Origin of the sequence: Leptospira alstonii serovar Sichuan str. 79601, from assembly GCF_000347175.1 — a bacterium.
GTDB lineage: Bacteria > Spirochaetota > Leptospiria > Leptospirales > Leptospiraceae > Leptospira > Leptospira alstonii.
In genome coordinates this window covers 1-21,573 of record NZ_ANIK01000038.1, presented here as the reverse complement: position 1 = coordinate 21,573, position 21,573 = coordinate 1, and the positions used below count along the sequence as shown (strand labels likewise).

General features: G+C 43.3%; 19 protein-coding genes. 6 read left to right on the top strand and 13 right to left on the bottom strand.

Going from position 1 to position 21,573, the window contains the following annotated elements; translation table 11 throughout:
* The 4 genes from LEP1GSC194_RS09480 to LEP1GSC194_RS09460 all read left to right on the top strand — a co-directional run.
* Window positions 1–496, top strand: a 496-nt coding sequence (locus LEP1GSC194_RS09480; protein WP_020773374.1) for a DUF1564 domain-containing protein, incomplete at its 5' end; no start/stop codon positions are given.
* 256 nt (window positions 497–752) lie between these two features.
* Window positions 753–1,061: a HEAT repeat domain-containing protein gene (locus LEP1GSC194_RS09470; protein WP_017809287.1), complete on the top strand. Its 309-nt coding sequence runs from the start codon at window positions 753–755 to the stop codon at window positions 1,059–1,061.
* A gap of 541 nt (window positions 1,062–1,602) precedes the next feature.
* A complete protein-coding gene (locus tag LEP1GSC194_RS09465) occupies window positions 1,603–2,796 on the top strand; it encodes an Lcl C-terminal domain-containing protein (protein WP_020773377.1) in 1,194 nt (397 codons plus the stop codon).
* A 776-nt stretch (window positions 2,797–3,572) separates the two neighbouring features.
* Window positions 3,573–4,508, top strand: coding sequence for an LIC12353 family lipoprotein (locus LEP1GSC194_RS09460; protein ID WP_020773386.1), 936 nt, complete (start codon window positions 3,573–3,575; stop codon window positions 4,506–4,508).
* Window positions 4,509–4,562: 54 nt separating this feature from the next.
* Here LEP1GSC194_RS09460 and LEP1GSC194_RS09455 read toward each other — a convergent pair whose 3' ends face one another.
* The 5 genes from LEP1GSC194_RS09455 to LEP1GSC194_RS09435 form a co-directional block, all read right to left on the bottom strand.
* Window positions 4,563–5,753 (bottom strand): DJ-1/PfpI family protein, encoded by a 1,191-nt coding sequence (locus tag LEP1GSC194_RS09455; protein ID WP_036041949.1) that lies wholly within the window; start codon window positions 5,751–5,753, stop codon window positions 4,563–4,565.
* An 84-nt stretch (window positions 5,754–5,837) separates the two neighbouring features.
* The gene (locus LEP1GSC194_RS09450) at window positions 5,838–7,055 is read right to left on the bottom strand and encodes an acyltransferase family protein (RefSeq protein WP_036041956.1); all 1,218 of its coding nucleotides are present in this window, start codon (window positions 7,053–7,055) and stop codon (window positions 5,838–5,840) included.
* A gap of 578 nt (window positions 7,056–7,633) precedes the next feature.
* The gene (typA, locus tag LEP1GSC194_RS09445; RefSeq protein WP_020773387.1) at window positions 7,634–9,454 is read right to left on the bottom strand and encodes a translational GTPase TypA; all 1,821 of its coding nucleotides are present in this window, start codon (window positions 9,452–9,454) and stop codon (window positions 7,634–7,636) included.
* A 58-nt stretch (window positions 9,455–9,512) separates the two neighbouring features.
* Window positions 9,513–10,364, bottom strand: a complete 852-nt coding sequence (locus LEP1GSC194_RS09440) for a pirin family protein (RefSeq protein ID WP_020773378.1) — start codon at window positions 10,362–10,364, stop codon at window positions 9,513–9,515.
* A 91-nt stretch (window positions 10,365–10,455) separates the two neighbouring features.
* Window positions 10,456–11,016, bottom strand: a complete 561-nt coding sequence (locus tag LEP1GSC194_RS09435; protein WP_020773375.1) for a TlpA family protein disulfide reductase — start codon at window positions 11,014–11,016, stop codon at window positions 10,456–10,458.
* Window positions 11,017–11,218: 202 nt separating this feature from the next.
* On the opposite strand from LEP1GSC194_RS09435, the gene LEP1GSC194_RS09430 reads away from it, so the two are divergent.
* On the top strand, window positions 11,219–13,237 hold the full coding sequence (locus tag LEP1GSC194_RS09430) for a hypothetical protein (protein WP_020773390.1): 2,019 nt from the start codon (window positions 11,219–11,221) through the stop codon (window positions 13,235–13,237).
* Window positions 13,238–13,267: 30 nt separating this feature from the next.
* Here LEP1GSC194_RS09430 and LEP1GSC194_RS09425 read toward each other — a convergent pair whose 3' ends face one another.
* The 6 genes from LEP1GSC194_RS09425 to LEP1GSC194_RS09400 all read right to left on the bottom strand — a co-directional run bounded on the left by LEP1GSC194_RS09425 (window position 13,268) and on the right by LEP1GSC194_RS09400 (window position 18,213).
* The gene (locus LEP1GSC194_RS09425; RefSeq protein WP_020773376.1) at window positions 13,268–14,473 is read right to left on the bottom strand and encodes a hypothetical protein; all 1,206 of its coding nucleotides are present in this window, start codon (window positions 14,471–14,473) and stop codon (window positions 13,268–13,270) included.
* Complete coding sequence (locus tag LEP1GSC194_RS09420) at window positions 14,451–15,989, bottom strand: MBOAT family O-acyltransferase (protein WP_020773384.1); 1,539 nt, start codon at window positions 15,987–15,989, stop codon at window positions 14,451–14,453. Before LEP1GSC194_RS09420 ends, LEP1GSC194_RS09425 begins: the two co-directional genes overlap by 23 nt.
* A gap of 38 nt (window positions 15,990–16,027) precedes the next feature.
* On the bottom strand, window positions 16,028–16,399 hold the full coding sequence (gene rsfS / locus LEP1GSC194_RS09415) for a ribosome silencing factor (protein ID WP_036041946.1): 372 nt from the start codon (window positions 16,397–16,399) through the stop codon (window positions 16,028–16,030).
* A gap of 4 nt (window positions 16,400–16,403) precedes the next feature.
* Window positions 16,404–17,597, bottom strand: a complete 1,194-nt coding sequence (locus LEP1GSC194_RS09410; RefSeq protein WP_021064338.1) for an LCP family protein — start codon at window positions 17,595–17,597, stop codon at window positions 16,404–16,406.
* An 89-nt stretch (window positions 17,598–17,686) separates the two neighbouring features.
* Window positions 17,687–17,989, bottom strand: a complete 303-nt coding sequence (locus LEP1GSC194_RS09405) for a type II toxin-antitoxin system RelE/ParE family toxin (protein WP_020773379.1) — start codon at window positions 17,987–17,989, stop codon at window positions 17,687–17,689.
* Window positions 17,986–18,213, bottom strand: coding sequence for a hypothetical protein (locus tag LEP1GSC194_RS09400; RefSeq protein ID WP_020773372.1), 228 nt, complete (start codon window positions 18,211–18,213; stop codon window positions 17,986–17,988). The genes LEP1GSC194_RS09405 and LEP1GSC194_RS09400 overlap by 4 nt, the downstream gene beginning before the upstream one ends.
* Before the next feature lie 218 nt (window positions 18,214–18,431).
* Between LEP1GSC194_RS09400 and LEP1GSC194_RS09395 the strand changes: the two genes are divergently transcribed.
* Window positions 18,432–20,057, top strand: a complete 1,626-nt coding sequence (locus LEP1GSC194_RS09395; RefSeq protein ID WP_020773389.1) for a long-chain fatty acid--CoA ligase — start codon at window positions 18,432–18,434, stop codon at window positions 20,055–20,057.
* 180 nt (window positions 20,058–20,237) lie between these two features.
* Here LEP1GSC194_RS09395 and LEP1GSC194_RS09390 read toward each other — a convergent pair whose 3' ends face one another.
* Complete coding sequence (locus LEP1GSC194_RS09390) at window positions 20,238–20,753, bottom strand: MepB family protein (RefSeq protein WP_020773385.1); 516 nt, start codon at window positions 20,751–20,753, stop codon at window positions 20,238–20,240.
* Between the two features lie 410 nt (window positions 20,754–21,163).
* Window positions 21,164–21,573: DUF1564 domain-containing protein (locus tag LEP1GSC194_RS09385; protein WP_036041943.1), on the bottom strand; the 410-nt coding region annotated here is incomplete at its 5' end.

Genomic DNA, 21,573 nt, shown 5'->3' with positions numbered 1-21,573 from the left:
TCTTAGGGAAAATCGTTCCGAAACGGTTACTCTTTTGATTCCGGAAGAAACGTGGATTCGTTTTTCCGAAAAAGATGTGAAAGGGCTTCCAAGAAAGATCCCTGAACTTTTGAGAACGTATGGAAAGTATCTTTCCGCGACAAAACGTTTGGGTAAAAAGGCCGGTCGAACCTTGTATCAGCCCAGTCCGGGAAAACAAAAGATGAAACGCGTGAATATCCGACTTAGCACCGGGAGTTGGACTCTCTTTGGAGCTCTCGCACAGGCCCACGGCGTGTCCCGCTGTTATCTTTTCAATTATCTTCTGTGGTTGGAATCCGTGGGAGTCGGAGACTCTATCGTGGATACGATGAATGAGGGAGTTCCCACCTTTCACAGGTCTTACAGTTATATTCTCCACCTCGACCTAGTAGAAAACCAAGTGACCCGTAAACTACGCTGCCGACCCTTGTCCCATTTTTACGCATTGGACTATCGAGACTGGTTCCCGACATAAAAAACGCGAGGTTCGATATAACCCATACGAAAGCGATTGAGTGTGAGATCAACAATGGCACCTGAGAAAAGCGTTCCGCTGAGTTTAGAGCGAGTGGACGCAAAAGTTAAAAGGATAGATCTCCATGGATCGCTCGAAGAACTCTTATCCGATTTCGAAGTCGGGGAAAGAATGATCGCGAGAGCCAAAGAGGAACCAGAGGTACGCGAGCGCGCCAATGAACTCGCCACGTTAGGCGTTCTTCCAGCTCTTACAATTGTGGAAGAAATCCAGGACATCGGACCCGGAAGCCGTGATCGAACCCTTTCAAAAAACGGCGCTTACGTACGGAAGAATCGCTGCAGAAGCCGTCGAAGAACTATCCGCGTACGCCTACAAGGATCGTCGTCAGTCCGGCAAATTCCTGGAAAACCTAATGACAACCCAGGGACCTGAAATCCAAATTGCAGCCGCCATTGCTTTGGGAAAAGTCGATTCCGATCTTGTAGTAGATCTTGTGATCCGCCTTTTGAAACAGGATCCGACATTTCAAGAAAGCGGTGTGAAATTACACTTCCATTTTTGAATATTCAAAAATTATAAAACATGAATCGTCGCCCGTTCTTACTCATAGTTACATAATAAAATACCTAATATTTTGCATTGGAGCAGTATTTTGCGATAAAAATTAACGGTACTCAATTTTATAGAGATTAGTAGTAAATTTTGGTTAAGATTATCATGAATTTTGGCACAAATCCGCTTTTTAGAAGCAGAATTTCGGACAACTATTATGCAGTATTCAGCAGTAACCATCCGATTGCCTCTATCTTTTCTAAGTCGAGCTTATGTTACTTTGTACCTCAAACTAAAATTTTCTTTTATGATTTCGGAGTTCCAACCCCTTGAAACAATTCTATTCCTGCTGAATCGCTCTAATAAAGCCTTCTCATCGTAACGTAAGGATTTTTTAAATAGTTCATATTTTAAATATAAACACTAATTTATTTTATTAATATCATGCGATAATATGAATTGTATTATAAAATCTCTCAGTTAAAATCAAACTGCGTTCATCCTTATTGATTTTATCCGGGATGATTTAAGGCTTTTGGCGATGAGGTTTCATGAATCGAAAATTCACGTTTTTATTTTTCTCGATCCTTCTGGTTTCAAAGTGTATCGCTCACCCACCTTCCAAACCCGAACCTCCATTGGCAATGCTCCAGCACTATTTGGCTCCCCATATAAGTGAAGTCGAGGAATCCCAAACGCCAATCGCAACGACAACATCGCCCGGCCCTACCTATAATTTAGGCGCAGTCATGGATTCCGGACAAATCCAATGCTGGGATGCCGGAGGAATACCCTTGGCATGCAATGGCACCGGACAAGACGGAGAATTTTCGAATACGCCTCGACCCCGTTCCTTTACGGGCCCCACGCAACATGCAACCTATCTTGCGGATTATACCACCTTAGACAATGTTCGAGGTTTAACTTGGAAAAGTTGCGCGGAAGGTCAAAGCGGGCCAACCTGTATGGGAGGAGCTGCTACGGTTTTATCTTACGACACCGCAGTTGGAGGCGGCGCCGGAACTTGTACAGCTCTCAATATTCAAAACGGTGGAAATGGATATGCGGGGAAAACAAATTGGAGGATCCCGACCCTGAAAGAATTGGCTTCTTTGGTCAATATTTCCAACAATGCCCCTCCTTATATTGAAACCACTCAGTTTCCAAATACGAGCACGGCCAATCCTTATGTGTCAAGCACAAGCAACGCTAACGTCCCTGCAAACATTTGGGTTACGGATTTTCAACTAGCAAAGTTGAGTGTAACTCCTAAAAATGCCGCGGGAAACCATCTCCGATGTGTTTCCGGAAATACCATTCCCAATTTTTCCTTTGTAGACAATGGAAATGAAACGATTACAGATCAGAATACGAACCTTCTCTGGACGAAATGTCTAAACGGACGCTCTGATCCCAATTGTATGTCTGGAGGTAACCTCAATAGTATGTGGCAGCCGGCTCTTGTTGCCTGCAACGGTTTGGTTCTTGGCGGTAGATCCGACTGGAGGTTACCCAATTCAAACGAACTTTTGAGTATCATAACCTATGCACAACTTCCAATCCTGCCTCCGTTCTTTCCCAATAATCCACCACTGGGTTTGTGGACTTCTACGACCGATCCGAACAATTCGAACAATGCTCTAATCATCGATACTCAGTTCGTCGAGGCTCAATCGTTGTTTTATAACAAGGGAGGAGCGGATGGTACTCCCAATAGCCTTTGTGTTACCAATGTTACCCCGTAAAATACCCGCAAATTATGTTAGGAAACCTTCTGTAACGTAGGAACTCCTGCGTTTTAAACGAACGGTAAAACCCGGATCTCTCTTCCATGCCGTAATGGATAAAACGGAAAAAATTTTAAGCCTGACCTCTAATCCCCCTCCTATGATGTCTGTCAACCCGTGGAGTTAAAAAAATAGAATATTTTGTAAATTTTTGTCTGAGAGCATAGGGGGCATTTCAGCGAAAATCTCTTCCTTCGTAACGAGCACATAATAGGTTTCGACCAGATAAAATGCAAGTGTTCCGACAAGAATGGAGCTTTTTACTTGCAAAAAGTATGATTTCTTAATGGAGAAAAGTCTCCCGAGTCTTTCCACCTCCTATTTCGCGCCCCATAGGAAGCGAAATAGAGTTCAATCTTTCGCGCCCCATAGGAAGCGAAATAGAGTTCAATCTTTCGCGCCCCATAGGAAGCGAAATAGAGTTCAATCTTTCGCGCCCCATAGGAAGCGAAATAGAGTTCAATCTTTCGCGCCCCATAGGAAGCGAAATTCTTCCCGTAATCCTACTGATCATAATAAATAGAATACCATGAATTTTGAAACGAGTCCCCGTTTTAAAGGCAGAATTCCGGACGCTGTTTAATGTAGTTCTGAGTAACGTTACCTACCTACAAAAAATTTCAATAAGAGAAATATGAGTTTCGGTAAAATGGGCAATTCTCTTCGAAAAAAGTCGTTAAAAAGATACTTTACACCTCTACGAAAGAAATCGGATTCTTACATTCATAACTTTTATGAAAACAAAGATCAAATACATTCTTATTTTATTATATAGTGTTTCGTTTATCGATTGTGGCGGAAACCTCAGAGGAAAACCGATCCCTCCGAATCCGGATCTGGCCGGATTTTATCTTTCTTCCGAGACGACTCAATGGGCAAAAGACGACAAAATAAAAATAGAAGTATTGAGCATCTTTCCGAAATCGAACGGGGATCTTTCCTTCGAAAGAAAAACCATCGTGAGACTCAGCTTTATCGCAAGCGAAAATAGGGAGGAATGGAAAATCAGAACGGGAGGAATCGTAACCAGCGAAAACGAAATCCTTTTACAAGAATCTCTCTATCAAGAATTTCACCAGCCTCACATGGGAGCCAGGGAATCCGATCCTAAACGTTGGAAACTCAGCGAAATGGGAGTGGCTTCTAAAGTGAGAGAAGTCGGTAACGCGGCTTTAAGCGGAAGTATTCTGGGAGAAATTTCCCCCGACGGAAGGACTTTAAAATTTTCGAAAATGACGTTTACGAAGGTCGGAGATTCGTTTCAAGGAAGAATTTCGACTAACGTGAATCAAAAAAACGTAACGATCGACAACGAGATCGCGGGCGTCGTTTTTTACGAGAGGACCGAAGGCGACACGGGACAAATCGTATCCGTTTTTTCAAAAACGGAACCGCTCAAGCCGGGGATGATTTTTTTCGTGGGGCAGGAACAAGTTCCGTGCAAGGTTGTGGAAGTTTTTCAACAGTCCGCCGTCTTGGAGCCGTTCGACGGTAAAAAAAATCTTTCCGTATCCGCCGGTGATCCGGTAATCCTAAAAGGAAACGTAGATAAAAAAGCCGTAAACAAAAGAGCCACGGCGGACGAGCTCATTCGTAAACTCAAATCCGATCCGAACGTAAGCAAGGATGAACTCATCCGAGAGATCGAAAAATTAAAGAACGAAAGATAACGTTTTCTAGAACAGGCTCACATTACATTTAAGGTTTTTTAATAAGTTCTAAATTTAAAATCGCGGATACTCTAATAGGAGAGCTACAAAGGCCGCAGTCGAACGTCCATAAAGTTCGCTAATTTCCACAAGAGTGCGATCGAATACGATCACGGCGGGTGTGGAATCGAACGCCGGCAACATTCGATCCAAAGGACCGCCGGCTTGATCGAAAATCCGATCCGGAATCAGAGTCAATCCGTTCAGAGTTTTGATCGTTTCCGCGGAGGAAGCGACCGAAAAGGCCTGAGAGCGATAAGTTCGCGAATAGGCATCCGCAACCAAGGCCAGCTTGATCTCGTCCACACCGGAAAAGACCGGTATTCCTATCTCTTCATGAGTCCAGAAAAATATCGTATTGAAAACGACCGTATAAATCGAATCCATTGTTAAGCGAAATCGGCTGCTATCGTGAATCGGACTCCAATCGGACACACCCAATTCCCTTGCAACTTTGAATGCTCGATCCTTATCCGCAATCGCTTCCACCAAAGCCAAGGAAACTGGAATCGACGCGGTTACGGCGGTAGTAGTTACGATCTTTTGATCGACCACATAACGTCTGTTTCGGATCCACTTCGTATCTTTGAATTTTTTTTCCAGATCGTTCAACGAATACCAGAAACCGGTCGCTTGTTTGCCTTTCAACAAACCCGCATTTGCGACGACCCAAACTCCGTCGCAGACTCCGATTACGGTTGCGCCCTTGAGCGCTTGCCCGTTTAACCATTTTAAAAGGATCGGATTTTCCGAATGATGAACGGCGGGAACAACCACATAGTCCGCACCCATAGGAAATTTTTCATCAAAGGAAGAAATCGATTCTTGAGGAATCATCTTCAGAGCCGGATAAAGATCCATCGGAGTCGCCGAAATTCCGAGCGCATATACATCGGCAGACTTGGAACGAGTCAGAACCCCGTAGGGAATTATATAATCGGTAAGTTCCGTCATATAATTGTCCCCGATAACTGCGACCACGGGGCGGGTCCTTCCGAAACGACTTTGATAGACGGGAATTTTTTCGAAACTCTGCGCGGTTTCCTCCTGAGTTTTTACCGGAAAGACGAGCCTTTTAGTTTCCGCGGATACGGATCGTGAGAAAAACCATAGAACAACCCATGTGAAAAAAAGGAAAAGAACACCCATTCGAATTTTAGAATGTTCTTGAAAAACGAAAAATGATTTTGATGAAACTATTTTCATATTCATATCTCATATCGCTCTGAAATTTCGGTCGTTATCCAGCATGTATATAATACCTTGCTAATGTGCATCCTATCCTAAAAATCAAACGGAAGACTCCGATTGAACTTGGAATAAATTCTCGTTCGATCTTTTCTTAGGAAGAATTTTCGTTCTCAATTGTTGAAACGGATACTCGATCAAAATGTAAAAAGGGATCGAAAGTGTAAAGATCAGAATCAACACGAAAATAAACTGAAATAAAAGTGCGAAGGTGGAATTAGGTTCCGTTCGAATTCCTAATATCGACAAGGAAACCGCGATCAAAATCAAATGCCAGAGATAAATCGTAAAACTCAACCTAGCCACGGGAATAAAAAATTTCAGACTTAGAAAACGACCCAAAATACTTTCCGAACGAACCACTGCGAGCAACAGGATTCCCGCAAATCCTATATTCAGAAGATTGTATTTGAAAGTGTGGGTAAAAAAGCTGTCCGTACTCAGATTGACCCAGTGCGATACGGATAAGAAGGAAAAGAACAAAAATAAAAGAAAATAATACAATCGATTGTCCGCTCTCAATCGATCTATCAACGTTTGATGGCCCATATAAAGATCCATCGCGATCACCCCCATCAATAAGGAATCGAATCGAGTGTGAAAAGGAAAATAGATCTCATTGAAATATTCCGGAGTCAAAGGCGCGGTTGTAGTCGTATAAACGATTACACGGGCAATCGTAGGAATCAAAACCAAACACCATAGGAGAAGTTGCCTGAATTTGGGAGCCGTTTTAAACAGAAGCAGGCTACAAAAAAGAGGAAAGATCAAATAGAATTGTTCTTCTATGGACAGGGACCAAGTATGAATATTCATTCCCGGAAAATAATTTCCTAAAAATACGAAATCTCCCCAGGCATCCGAAAGTTTAAAAGAAAGCACATAAGCCTCTTTTTCGAGCCCTTTCTCCTCCGCGATTTTGAGAGCGAAATTGGAAACGACCAAGCTGAAAGTGATGAAAAAATAATAAGCCGGAAAAATCCTGAGCGTTCGTTTCAGATAGAATTTTTTAAAATCGATCGTTCCGTTGTTGCGTGTCCAATCGCTCAGAAGCCCTTTTGAAATCAAAAAACCGCTGAGAACGAAGGATAAATCCACTCCAGACCAGAAAAGAGAATCCGATTGAAACGTATCGACCTTTTTCCAAACAAGGGCGTAATGATTCAAAATAACTAATATAATCGCGAACGCCCTCAGACCGTTGAGAGATTGAATCTCGTTAGCGCGATGAAACCAAAGATCCTTAATGAAAGCTTTCATGGCTTTTTTGATCTCCAATTAGAACTTTTTCCATTCGATATCCCGTAAAATTTCGTTTTATTCTAATACTTTTAACATTTTGATAAACAAAATAATTCATGAGTTTCTATTATTTTACAGGCTTCGTCTTTAAAATTGTGGAGAAAGTCCGAACAATAAGCGTACAAAATAATCGTATAAGCCAGGTTATATCCAAACAAAAGAGAATCGACAAAGTGGCAACACGTTTCGTTTCGATTTTTTTCGCTCTTATAAAATAATAAGTCGTAATCATAAAGATCCGTATCGACTTTATTACAATTTCAAAATGAAGTCTAAAAAACAAAAAAATAACATTTTAATTTTTGAATGTGCTTTAAAAAGACAGATCTAAGTTTGAAAAGGTTCCCATTTTTTTAGTACCGATACGATGAATTTATAAAAATCTACTCCCAAAAAACTCAAGTCGACGGAATCAAAAAAGGAATCTTAAAAATACTTTAAAGAATGATAAAATGGAAAATGAATGAAGGAAGGGAAAAAACGATCTCCGAAGAGTCTTAGATCTCGAAAAATTTCTAAGACTCTTGGAATTGATCCTACTTGTTGCGTTTACGCATGTTGGCGTCGAGGAACTTCTTACGAAGACGTAAACTTGAGGGAGTTACTTCCAAAAGTTCGTCGTCGTCTAAAAATTCTATGTTTTGCTCCAAGGAAAATCTTCTAGGAGGAACCAAACGGATCGCCTCATCCGCGCCGGAAGAACGCACGTTACTCAGCTTCTTCTCCTTTACCGGATTCACTTCGAGATCGTTCTCGCGAGAATGGATTCCGATGATCATTCCGGGATAAACCGCAGTGTTCGGCCCGATGACCAATTCCCCTCGTTCCTGAATTTTCCAAAGAGCGTAGGCCGTAGATTCTCCGGAGTCCATGGAAATCAAAGCGCCGTTCTTCCGACCCGGAATCTCACCCTTGTAAACGTCGAATCTAAGAAAACGGGAAGACATTACACCCTCTCCCCGGGTCTCGGAAATGAAAAATCCCCTGAACCCGATGATCCCTCTTGTCGGAATTACGAATTCCACACGGGTCATTCCGGACGGATGCGCGTCCATCAACTGAAGTTCGCCCTTTCTACGGTTGAGTTCCGCAATGATCTGACCCGTGAACTGATCCGGGATGTCCATTACCAAATACTCATACGGTTCGAGTTTTTGACCTTGTTCGTTTGACTTTAAGATTACTTCGGGACGAGATACTTGGATCTCGAACCCTTCTCTTCTCATAGTCTCAATGAGAACGGATAAATGAAGTTCTCCGCGTCCAAGAACCTTAAAACGATCCTTGTCCTCGGTTTCTTCCAGTCGCATCGCTACGTTGGTTTCGAGTTCCCGATCCAGACGTTCGCGGATATTTCGAGTCGTTACGAACTTTCCTTCTTTTCCCGCAAACGGAGAATTGTTTACCATGAAGAACATAGAAACGGTCGGTTCTTCGACTTCGATCGCCGGTCTGGGTGCCGGTTTGCCGGGCTCGCAAATTGTGTCTCCGATAAATACGTCCGGAAGTCCCGCGATCGCTACGATATCTCCCGCTTCCGCGTTGTTGACTTCGTTACGTTTCAGTCCTTCGAAGTTGTATAATTTTGTTATGCGAAATAGAGCCGTGTCCGCAGTTCCGGCCGTATCCGTTTTTTTAGCGGCAAGCTGTATAACGTTCATCCCAAGCGCTATCTTTCCCGCGTAGATTTTGCCGACCGCAATTCTTCCTACGTAGTCGTTGTAATCCAAGGAAGTCACTTGAAATTGAAGCGGGGCCTCCGTGTCCGCTTGAACGGGCGGAACGTGTTTGAGAACGGTGTCTAAAAGAGGGTCCAAGTTTGTGCCGGGAGATTCGCTCAAATTATGTACGGCCCAACCTTGTTTTGCGGATGCATAGACGATCGGGAAGTCGAGTTGTTCGTCGGTCGCTCCCAGATCGGAAAAAAGATCAAAAGCCATATCTACGACCGCCTCCGGTCTTGCGCCCGGACGATCGATTTTATTGATTACCAGAATGGGCTTGTGTCCGAGTTGGAGCGACTTTCCCAATACGAAACGCGTCTGAGGCATAGGCCCGTCGAAAGCGTCCACGAGCAATAAACAAGAATCCGCAGTGGAAAGAACCCGCTCCACTTCCCCGCCGAAATCCGCGTGACCGGGGGTGTCTACTACGTTGATTCTGGTTCCTTTATAAATCACTGCGGTATTCTTTGCTTTGATCGTGATTCCTTTTTCCTTTTCCAAGTCGTTGGAATCCATGATCCTTTCTCCGTCCTCTTTGGCCGTGACGGCGCCGGTTTGACGGAGAATTCCGTCCAGAAGTGTGGTTTTCCCATGGTCTACGTGGGCGATGATTGCTATGTTGCGGATTTCCATTCTAAGACCAAAAATTTCGGAAGCCCCCTGGTGTAAATCCCAATCTTCTAATTTACGTTTACGGAAGAGGAATTCGTTCCGTTTCCCCCGGAACTTCGGAAAAACGTTCTTCTTTCCATTCCAGTTTGGCTCTTTCGATTCTTTCCAAGGAAGTGGAAACAAAATTCCACCAAAGATGACGACGTTCCGGAAACGGAACTCCTCCTAAAAGAATCGAGCGACTTCCTTCTTCCGAAGTAAAAGAAATCCTTTCTCCCGGACGAAACACAGCCATCTGACCTACGAGAATCTTTTGACCTTGAACTTCCAAACTTCCTCGCGCGACATACAAAGCGGATTCTTGATCGAAAGGAATTTTCCATTCTCCCTTGGCACCGGGTTGTGCGTCCAAGTCCGCATAAAAAAGCGGGGAATATACTTTTACCGGAGAACGTTTGCCTAAAAATTCACCGGCCGCAAGTCGTAACTCCCAACCGTCTCCTGCGATCACGGGAATGTCATTTCGATCGAGATGAAAAAATTCCGGATCCACTTCTTCCGATTCTTTAGGAAGGGCTACCCAAGTTTGTATTCCTTCCAAGATAGAATATTGCGGATCGAATTGGGAACGTTCGCTGTGCGCGATTCCGGAACCTGCGGTCATCCAGTTTACTTCGTAAGGACGAATCTGCGTTTCCGATCCGATGCTGTCCCTATGGAGAACGATTCCGTCATAGAGATAAGTGATCGTCGCAAGTCCGATATGGGGATGAGAACGAACTGTGAGTTCCTTTCCGGTTTGAATCGGAACGGGTCCCATATGATCTACAAATACGAACGGGCCTACGTGACGAACCTCGACGGAAGGAAGAATTCTCCGAACTCGGAAATTGTCCCCGAGGTCCTTGATGATTGCAGTGATGATTTTCATGTGTAAAACTTAGACGGATCGTTTTTTATTTTAGGATTTTTGAATGTGATTTATGGAAGACGAATTTACGGAATCACTCGGATCTTGCGGCTTATTTTCCTAAAGAGAATAAAAAATTCTTCAATGCCGCGGTTCCGGACTCGTTATAACCTTCCGTTTTAAAAAGAATTTCCCGGTTGGAATTCAAAACAAAAACGGTAGGCAAGCCGGAAATTTTCGCTTGTGTATAACTCGAAGACAGCGGATCGACGAGCGTTTCGGCGGCATTTTCCAATTTTAATAAATTTGAATATTCTTTTCCGGTTTTAAAATCGTCTCCCACAAATACGACCCAAAGAAAAACCTTCCGTTTTCCCGCAGCGGAGATATTGGTTTGTTTTACAAAATCCAAAAGAACCGGAATTTGTTCCTTACACGGTTTGCATCGGGAACCCGTAAAATTCAGGATCAGAACGTCCCTTGGCGAAAATTCTTTCAGAGAAGCTGAAAGAACGAGTCTTTCTTCCTTAAGATTATAGAATGCGATATTAGAAAAGGATTCCGCGCAAACGGTTCCCAACGGAAGGATTAGAACGAACAACAAGAAAGGATATTTTTCAAAATTCATCCCAAAAACCCGCTTCGTATTGTCGGTTTTCACAACTTCATCCATTCGTTTTCGATTTCCGAAATTCTAAACGTTTCCGCTTGGAAAGATTGTAAATACTATTTTCAAATTTCCAAATAATTGTTTACTTTTGCTTCGTTCGAGGTCTTGTTATGATTGCGATTATCTCAAAGACGGATTAACCTTTAAACGTCGTTTGCAGACAATACGACGATTTTGAGATATACTTTACGTTAGGATCATCTTGATGTACGTCAGATTCTTTTTGTTTCTATTTTTTTTTCTCTGGATTCCGTTCGGAGTTTTTGCACAGGCAAAACATTCTAAAATTTATATCCACAAACTGACGGTGGAGGGAAACCTAAACGCGGGTTTGGAAAATCGGTTTCGAAACGGAATCATCAACTCCATCCTCAGAAACTTCGAGGGAAAACATACGATCGTAGACGACGAGTCTCTGGCGATCCTTTACAAACAAGTGGAAGCTCTTCAGAAGCTGGATTGTTCGGATGAAATCTGCATCAAACAGATCGCGGACGCGATCGACGCAAACGAAGTGATTTCCGGAACGATCTCTTCCAAAAATGGACTCGTCTACGTCTCTCTTAGAAATCAAACGAGAGATTCAAAAACTCTAAACTACTCCATCAAGTCCACGTTTCAAATGGAGTTTCCGGAATTTCTTTTGGACTACTATGCGGGAGAATCCGGTAAAAAACTTTTAGACCTTCAATACAACCTGGATCCGCATCAAGTTCCCGCGTCCACAAACGGAAACCTAAGCGTAGCATTCTTAAAAATCAAACCCGTTCCCGGAACCAATCTAAACTCCATGGAATTTAAAACCTCGGATAAAATTTTGGCGGGAATTTTGGAAGAAATCGGGGAAGAACTGGATCAAGCCGCCAAGTACCGTCTTTCCGGAGATTACGCGGAATCCACGGAAATCTACGACCGAATCCTAAGCGCCTTTAACGACCGTCTTTCGCGGGAGTCTTTGAAAAAACTCGAACCGTTCATCCGCGAAATCCAAACGAGCATCACGAATAATTACAGTTTGGAATATAAGGAAAAGATAAACGAGTTGGATCGTAATCTTTTCGAGTCGAAACAATCGAACCCCGGAGATTTGGAAAAACGTCTGATCGACTACGTCTCTCTCGGAAAAGAATATTCCGCGAAGGTTCCGGAAAAACACAGGCAACTTCAAATCCAACAAAGTATTCAAGAGAGAAAGGACAAGGTCGAACTGGCCTTATTTGTATTAAAAGAAAAAGAAGCGGATCAGGCTTATTCTCAATTCGATTTTTCTCTTTCTTCCAAACTGTATGCAAATCTTCTGAAAGAACTTTCCGAAAAGAACGATACCTCTTACAAATCGTTTCGAGAAACCGTCGAAAAAAAATCGGAAACCGCGGAAAAAACCGGACGTTCTCATTTGACCAATCGTTTGGAAACCCTTTATTTTCTCATCGAAAAGGAATTTACCGCGGAGGCTTTGGCCGATACGGAGGAGGAAAAAGAAACGCACCAAGATAAAATTCACGAAGCCTTTCGGGAAGGAATCGTGACTCTCGCCAAATCGGAGTTTGCCGGTCTTCTTCAAATCGAAAGAATCAAAAAAGAAATCAAACGAGTGAATCAAAAGCTCAAGGTTCCGGTTTCCCTTCAGGAACAATTGGACTCGCTTTTACACGAAGGTTTGGAAACGAAAAATCCGACTCAAATCGTCAATAGCCATCAACTCGGAGCCGATTGGGAAAGTAGAACCGGACTTTTTTGGGGTTCCGCAAAATCCAAACTCAAGGAAATCCTGGACAACAGCGTTCGATTCCCGAATCCGAATCGGGAATTTAAAAAACTCTTCAACATTCATTTTCAAGACACAACCAATCGCCCAACGGATGCAAAAACAAATATATTCCAATCTTCGAATATTCAAAAATCGAACCCGGAAAGGAAAAAAATCAAAAGGCAATCCTCTCAAAAAGAAATTTTTTGGGAGCCCGCCGACGGAAGTTATAACTGGTATCAAGCGAGCCAAATTTGTAGTTCCAGAGACCTTCGCCTCCCTACGATCGAAGAATTGGAGGATTCTTACGAAAGCGGAGAAACCGAATCCTGGACGTCAAACGACGCGGACAAACGGTATTGGTCTTCTACCATTTCAGTCGGTGAAAACGGGGCTTATAATCTGGACGTTTTTAAGGGGGAAATTCGGTGGGATCATCTCAGCAATTACGCGGGAGTTCGTTGCCTGAAGTAAAAAGGAGGAATCTCGTTCTCTATGGATCGATTAATATCCGAGTTTGTGAAACATTTCGTTGACGACTTTTGCGCCTTGACAATTGAGATGAATCTGGTCCGAATAATATTCAGGTTTTATAAACTGTTTTTCGAACCGTAAAACCTTGAGATGCGGGTATTTTGTTTGGAGCGACTCGAACGCATTCCAAAACTTGGAAAAGTATCCCGTCGGTTCGATATAATCCGGAAAAGGCATTACGATATAATAAACTTCTATGTTTTGGGTTCGAGCGTATATAAGAAAATCCTCAAACGCCCTAAAATCGAAGTTAGGCTCCTTCCCGTAGGGAGAAAGAGTTTCCTCCTTGAGTTTGTCCTGACTCATCCGGTAAAGAATCGCATGTTGCGGTTTGATTCGATCGGAGATGTTCAATCCCCCGTTTTGAAAGTTTAACTTTTCCGAAATCCATCGATTGTCCCTAAAATTACTTTCGGGAGGCATACACGGAGGAGTATAAAGTTCTTCGCATCCGCAATCGAGTTTCATCGTAGTCTCGGCGGGTTTGTAATTCTCGTAAGAAAACACGTTTAAAAGGGCTTTACGATATCGATACGTGGAGAATAGGTTCGGAATCGACGCCGAAATTACGTAAAGAAGTTCGGGGCCTTTGTATTGTTCGAACATTTCTCCCACGGAAAACAAGTGAAGAATCCTATGAGAGAAAAACTTCCAGTTGATCTCGGAAGCCGTTTTTTGCATGTTCGCAGGCTCCCCTTCCATAATAAAATTCTTATACGTCAGTCCGGAAACGAAACGATTCTCCAAATATTCAGAAAGACTCATATTCGGTTTAACGTATTTGATGAGGCCCGGATCTATGATCGGGTCTCCGTAACCTCCCGAGATCAATCCCGGACTGGAAGCGAACAGGATAAATTCCGGCTTTTTATTTCCCGCTTTGAGATACTTAGAAAGATAATGTGCGTAATACCTCGCGCCCATCGCCGGAAGGCTGAAGTTGTAAATTTTGGATTTTTCGGCGGGAATTAAGGACATACTCCTGGAATCTCCGAATACGAGTCCTTTGTAGTCCAGAACTCCGGATTCCATTTTTTTACGGACGTTATTGACTAAAAAAACCTCCGTGTTTTCGTAAAAATAAATCTCCGTAAATTTGGCTACGACTTCGATCGATACGACGATTCCGATAACGATCAAAACGACTTTATTCTTAAAAAGCGAAGTAAATGACATTTTTGCCGAACACACCTTTCAGAACTATGCAGTAAAAGAAAAAGATATACGTGAGGATTCGAACTACTATAGGTTTTTCGAATATAAAGAAAGCCGAATTATTCTTATAATGAAAATAATCCCAGACGATAAGCGGTCCCGCGATCTTTAAGATTTCCGTAAAGTAGTTGGACGCGCTGATCCGGTCGTTCGGACCTTTGAGTGTGAAAAAGTTTTCCAAAATACTTAAGAATAGAACTTTCACATGAGTTATATCGTAACTTCTAAAGAAGATCGACGTCATGGAGAACATGAAAAACGTAAAAAAGCAGGACCAAAAGAAAAATCCCTTCGTGAAGAAAGAATGGTTTAAAAAAGGAAATTTGGTTTTGGCCGCAAACTTGAGTTTTTCGAACGGTTCCCGAAAAATCATATAAAGAACGATATAAAGCCCGCAACAAAGTCCCCAAAACGCAAAGTTCCAGCTCGCTCCGTGCCAGATTCCGGAAAGACCGAAAATGACGAACAGGTTTCTAAAATTATAAAGTTTACTTACCTTACTTCCGCCTAACGGAATGTAGACGTAATCCGTAAACCATCGATTGAGCGTAACGTGCCATCTTCGGAAGAGTTCCCTAAAATTTACGCTGAACTCGGGAGTGATAAAATTCTCGCTGAGATTGAATCCGAGAAGAAACGCGGAACCTCTGGCGATGTATGAATATCCCGCAAAGTCGCAATAAATCTGAAATAGAAACGCCAAAAAAGCGAGGAGCGTATGAACCGCGGAATGCCCGCCCGCGAGATCCGGATTTGTTTTATATATCAACGAACTGTCCAGGAACACAAGATTGACGAGTTCGGCCAGATTGTCCGCGACGTAGGTTTTCATGTAATAACCCACGAGAAGCAGAAGACAACCTTTGTAAAAAAGATCGAGATCGATCTTTCTGTCTTTTTTGATTTGAGGAAGCAGATCCTCCGCCCTTTCGATCGGCCCCGCGACCAACTGAGGAAAAAAACAGACGAAAAGCGAAAAGTCGATCAGATTCGTTTCCGCTTTGAGTTTGCGGTAATACACGTCGATCACGTAGGAAAGAGTTTGGAACGTAAAAAAGCTGATCCCCACGGGAAGAATTACCTGAAGAAACGTGGCGTCCTGAAAAAGGGTCGGGTCCTCCGACCCGAAAAGTCCGGCCGAAGTTTTTACGGCGGCGTTCAGATTCTCTATAAAGAAATTATAATATTTGAAAAAACCGAGTATCCCCACGTCGATGATTATCGCCAAAAGGAGAAGTCGACCTCGGATCTTGGGGGATTCTTTTTGTTCGATAAGAAGCGCGATGTAAAAATTGGAAACGGTAACGGAAATAATCAGAGTCAAAAAGATCCAGTCCCACCATCCGTAAAAGACGTAGGATACGATCAGCAGAAAGATATTTTGGATGTTTCTGGAGGTTTTTTTTGCGGCAAAAAAATAACAAACGACCAAGACGACGAGAAAAAAGTAAATAAAAACCGCCGAGTTAAAAATCATTTTTGATAGACCGCTCTCCGAATGGAACGGCGTCTCCTTTAGAGTTCGATTCTCTTTGCGTCACGCCAGAGTCTGTCTAAATTATAATATTCTCTTTTTTCGGGAGTCATGATATGAATGATGATTTCTCCGAAATCCAAAAGAGTCCAACCGGAAGTAGCCGACGTTCCCGTTTTATCCGCCTCTTTGTGAGAGAGTTTATATTCTTTTAATGTTTTTCTGACTTCTCTAGCGACGGCGTTCGCTTGAACCGCGGAGTTGACGGTGCAGATGACGAAGTAACTCAGATAACTGTTGACGCCTTCGAGGTTTAAGATGCTGACTTCTTCGCATTTTTTATCCACCATAATATCTCGGATGGTGCGTAGAATTTCTTCGGTAGTCGGGTTTTGTCGGGGGACGGGGCTCATAATTTTATTTTCTCGGTTCGTAATCGGAGCCTACGACGACGGTCGCGTCCAAGCCCAAGTCCTTTCTCAATACGTGATGTACTTCAGCTTTTTCTAATACGGTTGATATACGATCCATGATCGCGGTGTTACCGGAACGATCGATCACCACGGTTTTCGGAAATCCTTTTTTCCAAGCGTTGTCCGCCGCGAGCACCTTGATTCTTTTATCGGAAAGAATTCCGCGAACGTCCTTTGCAAGACCGGCCACTTCGGTTCCGTTTAGAACTTCCGTCCTGGCAAACTCGGCGTCCGTAAAAACGTCCGCGTTCATATCCTTGGAGAATTTACGAAAAGCGACTCTCGCTCTTGCTATATCGGTTTTGAGATAGAGTTTTTTCGTCTTCGGATCGTTTGCGGGTTCGCCCGGAAGTTCCGAAATTCCGAACTGAATTCTTCTGGAATTGATAAACTGTACGAGGCTGATGAAATCTTCCTTGGAAAGATCCGATTCGATTAAACCGTGTGCGAAGACGAGAAGAGGAGTCGTTAAAAACTCTTTTCTTTGAAAAAGAGTTTCGTAAAGAGTAAGAACCGCACTCTCTTGACGACTGATTCTTTCCAAGTAGTCCAAAGTTTCCTTTTTGTCCATCTTACTCGTGTAGTCGTAAACGTCCAAACCGGACATCGTATAAACGCCGGGTTCTCGATTGTACTGCGAAGAATTACGGACGGTCTTGTTGTCCGTATAAACTCTTAAGCCCCCGAGAAGATCCACGATACGAATCCAATTGGAAGCGGAAAGAGAAATCGTATAATGCGGTTTGACGTCGATCAAATCGGTAACGGCGCTTTTGACCGAAGACTTTGCGCCCGATTTGAGAAGATCCAAAGAGTCGTCCGGATCGTCAAAAGAGGTGATCGGATGAATAAAGTATAACGCACAACGATTGTTAGACGGAAAGAGAGCCGCTAAAAGTCCGAACTCGTATTCCTCCGAATCTCCGACCGCGTGAAAGAGAAAATAAATCGGTTTGCCCGCGGCGATTTTTTCTTCCAACCCGGTTCGATTGAATTTGCCGATCAAGAAAATGAGAGCTGAAAATAAGAGAATTCCGGCCGCTATATAAAGCAACCAACCCGATTTTTTTTTAGTAGGTTCTTTTGAATCCAAACGTACGCTCCGATTCCATTCCAAACCGGAAAACCCTTCTGTCAAACGGTTATTTTTCGATCGTCTTTCGTTTCCAAGGGAACGATTCTTTTGATTGTAAAAATCGATTTCAGTAAATCGATGTTCTTCGTTTTTTAAGAAGGTGATTGAAGTAGTTTTCTAAATTCACGGCTTTGATGTAAAACCGCATATACGTCGATATGATGTTTTGAGGTTTTGTAAAAGATTCTGAAGGGAAAACGACGAGTCAACAGTTGTCTAAAATCCTTGTAAACATACGGACCTATTTCGGGAAAACGACTGGCTCTATCAAGAATGGAATCAATTTCTAAAACGAATTCAAAACCTAGATTTTCTTTTTTGCGATTGTAGTAATCTACCGCCTGAATCACGTCTTGCTCGGCGGCCGGTTTGATCCGAATAGGAAGAAGTTTCACTTTTGTTTTTTAAGAAGCGATTTTTTTAAATCCTCCCAAGGTTTACCGGGCACATCTTCTTCATGAAGAACGCGCTCATCCAACAACCGTTTGTCTTCCTTCGAAACGTCAAATCCGAGATTTTTGAACGCAATCTGATCCCAAATTGAAGAAAGCGCTTCTATCTGTTCATTCAACTGCATATTTTGAATTTCAGCAATCGTCGTTTTGGGAATTATATTCACGGGTTTAGTTTCCTTTCGATTTATGAAAAATCAAGTCCAAAAAAAATAACGGAAAACTCGTCTGTCAAACGGTTATTTTTCGATCGTCTTTCGTTTCCAAGGGAACGATTCCAAACGAAGAATCGTAGATTTTGAATCGAACTTTTATTGACGGACTTTTAGGGATTTCTAAAATTCCGTTCCTAATCCGATCGGCTTTGAGCCCAGGGAGAATCTTTATGAAATCCACGATGATGAACTATCAACTGACCGTTCCCGCTATCTTACGCAGAGCTTCCGACGTTCATCCTGAAAAAGAGATCGTTACGAAGATGAACGACGAATCCGTACATCGTTATACATACGGAGAATTTTCATCTCGGGTATACAAGCTGATCGATTCCTTGCAAAAATTAGGAATCCGTCCGGGCGATCGAGTCGCTACGTTCGGAATGAATCATTATCGTCACCTCGAAGTTTACTTTGCGGCTCCTTCGATGGGCGCCGTTCTTCACACGTTGAACGTTCGACTATTTCCGGAACAACTTGTGTTTATAGTCAACGACGCGGAAGATTCGGTGATTTTTGTGGATAAGAGTTTGAGCAAGGTTCTTCTGGATTTACTTCCCCAGTTTAAAAAGAAACCTAAGTTCGTCGTCATGGACGATCTCGAAACGGCGGAGGCCGCGCCTCTTCCGGACTCGGTGGATTACGAATCGTTCATCAAAAACGGTAACTCGGATATCACCTTACCGGAGTTAGATGAGAACCTGGCCGCCGGAATGTGTTATACTTCGGGAACGACCGGGAATCCGAAAGGAGTCGTTTACAGTCATCGTTCTATTTATCTTCATAGTATGTCGATCTGCATGTCGGACAGTCTGGGTATTTGCGAAAAGGAGAGGGTACTTCCCGTGGTTCCTATGTTTCACGCAAACGCTTGGGGAATTCCTTTCGCCTGTGTGATGACCGGCGCGGTTCTTGTGTTTCCGGGTAAACATCTTTTGGGTCACGGACTTGCCTCCTTATTGGAACAGGAAAAGGTGACGATCGCGGCGGGAGTTCCCACGATCTGGAACCTGCTTTATCAACATCTCAAAAAGAATTCTTACGATCTGAGCCGATTGCATACGATGGTGGTCGGAGGTTCGGCCGCTCCGCAATCCATGATCGAAGGATTCAAGAATGATTTCGGAATTCATATCCTCCACGCATGGGGAATGACGGAGTTGTCTCCGGTCGGAACGGTGTGTAGACTTAGAACCACGATGAACGATTGGCAAATATTAGAAAAAATGCAACTTCTCGCCAAACAAGGTCCGGCGGTCGCGGGAGTGGAACTTAGGGGAATCGACGATCAAGGAAAGGACATTCCTAAAGACGGAAAAACTCCGGGTGAATTGATCGTAAGAGGACCTTGGATCACCGCTTCTTATTACGGAAACCCGAGCCGGGAATCGTTCACGGAAGACGGTTGGTTTCGTACCGGAGACGTGATCACGATCGACAAACACGGTTATATCCAAATCACGGATCGCAAAAAAGATCTGATCAAGACGAGAGGGGAATGGATCTCCAGCGTAGAGATGGAAGGTTATGTGTTGAAGGCTCCCGGTGTTTTAGAAGCGGCCGTTGTCGCCAAACCGGACGAGGTTCGAGGAGAGGTTCCTGTCGTTTTTGTCGTCGCGAAAGAAAGCGAGAAGGTGGATAAAAAATCGATTCTTGAAATTCTCAGGGAAAATTTCGCGAATTGGCAATTGCCTCATAGCGAAGACATTCGGCTGATCGAAGCGATTCCAAAAACGAGCGTGGGCAAGTTCGACAAGAAGGTTCTCCGCGCCGGGATGAGTTCCGGGAAATATTAGATTTTTTGAAAGTTTGAAATTATCTTATCCGATCAAAATGCAAGAAACCGAGGATCTCTGCGGCAAAGCCGCCTAACCGTTGATTACTATAAAACATTGATTTGCAACTCTGTCTAAGACGAGCGAAACGTAGTTTGTCGGCCTTTCCGTGATCTGCATCCGAATCCGGCACAAACTAACTCATAAATTCAAAATTTTTTTCGCTCGGTTCGTATCCGTGCGTTTGTTTTTGGAATTTTCCAAAAAATATTCCGACTGCCAACTCTGAGTTTTTTCGGCCTGAGGATTGGGAGGAAGGTCCCAAGACGGATAAACTCTAAATCCGCGTTTCCCTTCTTTGTCACCCGTTAAGATTCCTTTTTTTAACAGGACGTCTTTTGAAAAGATGAATTGTCCGGAGCGATTTTGATCATAGACGACGATGATAAAAGAATCCGCCGCGTCTTGCATATCGAACGGTCGAATCGGTCCTTCATCGTCTCGTTTCCAAAGCGTAACAAATTGTCCGACTTTGGTCGGAGTGATTTTTGCTACGCGGAATATGATTTTCCGATTTTTCAGTTCAAAGTTGCAAGCTCCGTATTCCGAACTTTCCTTTTCTAAAATCAGGTTTTCAATTTGAACGTTGTATGGATCTAAGACATTTTCTTGAAAGTCCTTTAAAATCTTATGGAGTTTCGGTATATTAGGATTCATTTATATTTTTCCTTAAACACATTCAGATGGGAGAGCGTTCTAAAATCTTATTAAACGTTGCCTATTCGTGCACTGCGAATTTTAGTACAGACCCGTCTTTAGGTACAGAAATTCCTAAGGCCATATTAAGAAAGTTTGGACGAATAAGAAACTCATGTGCAACGACTCCCTGGACGCCAATCCATAGAGAGGCGTCCGCTGAGTTTCCTGAGTCGTCGTAGCAGGTCGCGATTCCATAGCAAAAATTGCGACCGACCGCGCTTTCCGCCAACTCAATATTTCTCCCTGTCGAGCGAGGCAAGCAAAAGCCAGCACTAACCGAACGACCCGTAGGGAGTTACATAGTCTTTGTTTCTCAGCGTAGCTGAGATGAGCAATCCATGGAGATGGGTTATCAAACCTCGCGTTTTTTATGTCGGGAACCAGTCTCGATAGTCCAATGCGTAAAAATGGGATAAAGGTCGACAGCGTAGTTTACGGGTCACTTGGTTTTCTACTAGGTCGAGGTGGAGAATATAACTGTAAGACCTGTGAAAGGTGGGAACTCCCTCATTCATCGTATCCACGATAGAGTCTCCGACGCCCACGGATTCCAACCACAGAAGATAATTGAAAAGATAACAGCGGGACACGCCGTGGGCCTGTGCGAGAGCTCCAAAGAGAGTCCAACTCCCGGTGCTAAGGCGGATATTCACGCGTTTCATCTTTTGTTTTCCCGGACTGGGCTGATACAAGGTTCGGCCGGCCTTTTTACCCAAACGTTTTGTCGCGGAAAGATACTTTCCATACGTTCTCAAAAGTTCAGGGATCTTTCTTGGAA

Excerpts from the sequence above, each read along its gene's own strand:
- LEP1GSC194_RS09465 (WP_020773377.1), top strand. The coding sequence starts at position 1,603 with ATGAATCGAAAATTCACGTTTTTATTTTTCTCGATCCTTCTGGTTTCA.
- LEP1GSC194_RS09460 (WP_020773386.1), top strand. The coding sequence starts at position 3,573 with ATGAAAACAAAGATCAAATACATTCTTATTTTATTATATAGTGTTTCG.
- LEP1GSC194_RS09455 (WP_036041949.1), bottom strand. The coding sequence starts at position 5,753 with ATGAAAATAGTTTCATCAAAATCATTTTTCGTTTTTCAAGAACATTCT.
- LEP1GSC194_RS09450 (WP_036041956.1), bottom strand. The coding sequence starts at position 7,055 with ATGAAAGCTTTCATTAAGGATCTTTGGTTTCATCGCGCTAACGAGATT.
- typA (WP_020773387.1), bottom strand. The coding sequence starts at position 9,454 with ATGGAAATCCGCAACATAGCAATCATCGCCCACGTAGACCATGGGAAA.
- LEP1GSC194_RS09440 (WP_020773378.1), bottom strand. The coding sequence starts at position 10,364 with ATGAAAATCATCACTGCAATCATCAAGGACCTCGGGGACAATTTCCGA.
- LEP1GSC194_RS09435 (WP_020773375.1), bottom strand. The coding sequence starts at position 11,016 with ATGGATGAAGTTGTGAAAACCGACAATACGAAGCGGGTTTTTGGGATG.
- LEP1GSC194_RS09430 (WP_020773390.1), top strand. The coding sequence starts at position 11,219 with ATGTACGTCAGATTCTTTTTGTTTCTATTTTTTTTTCTCTGGATTCCG.
- LEP1GSC194_RS09425 (WP_020773376.1), bottom strand. The coding sequence starts at position 14,473 with ATGTCATTTACTTCGCTTTTTAAGAATAAAGTCGTTTTGATCGTTATC.
- LEP1GSC194_RS09420 (WP_020773384.1), bottom strand. The coding sequence starts at position 15,989 with ATGATTTTTAACTCGGCGGTTTTTATTTACTTTTTTCTCGTCGTCTTG.
- rsfS (WP_036041946.1), bottom strand. The coding sequence starts at position 16,399 with ATGAGCCCCGTCCCCCGACAAAACCCGACTACCGAAGAAATTCTACGC.
- LEP1GSC194_RS09395 (WP_020773389.1), top strand. The coding sequence starts at position 18,432 with ATGAAATCCACGATGATGAACTATCAACTGACCGTTCCCGCTATCTTA.
- LEP1GSC194_RS09390 (WP_020773385.1), bottom strand. The coding sequence starts at position 20,753 with ATGAATCCTAATATACCGAAACTCCATAAGATTTTAAAGGACTTTCAA.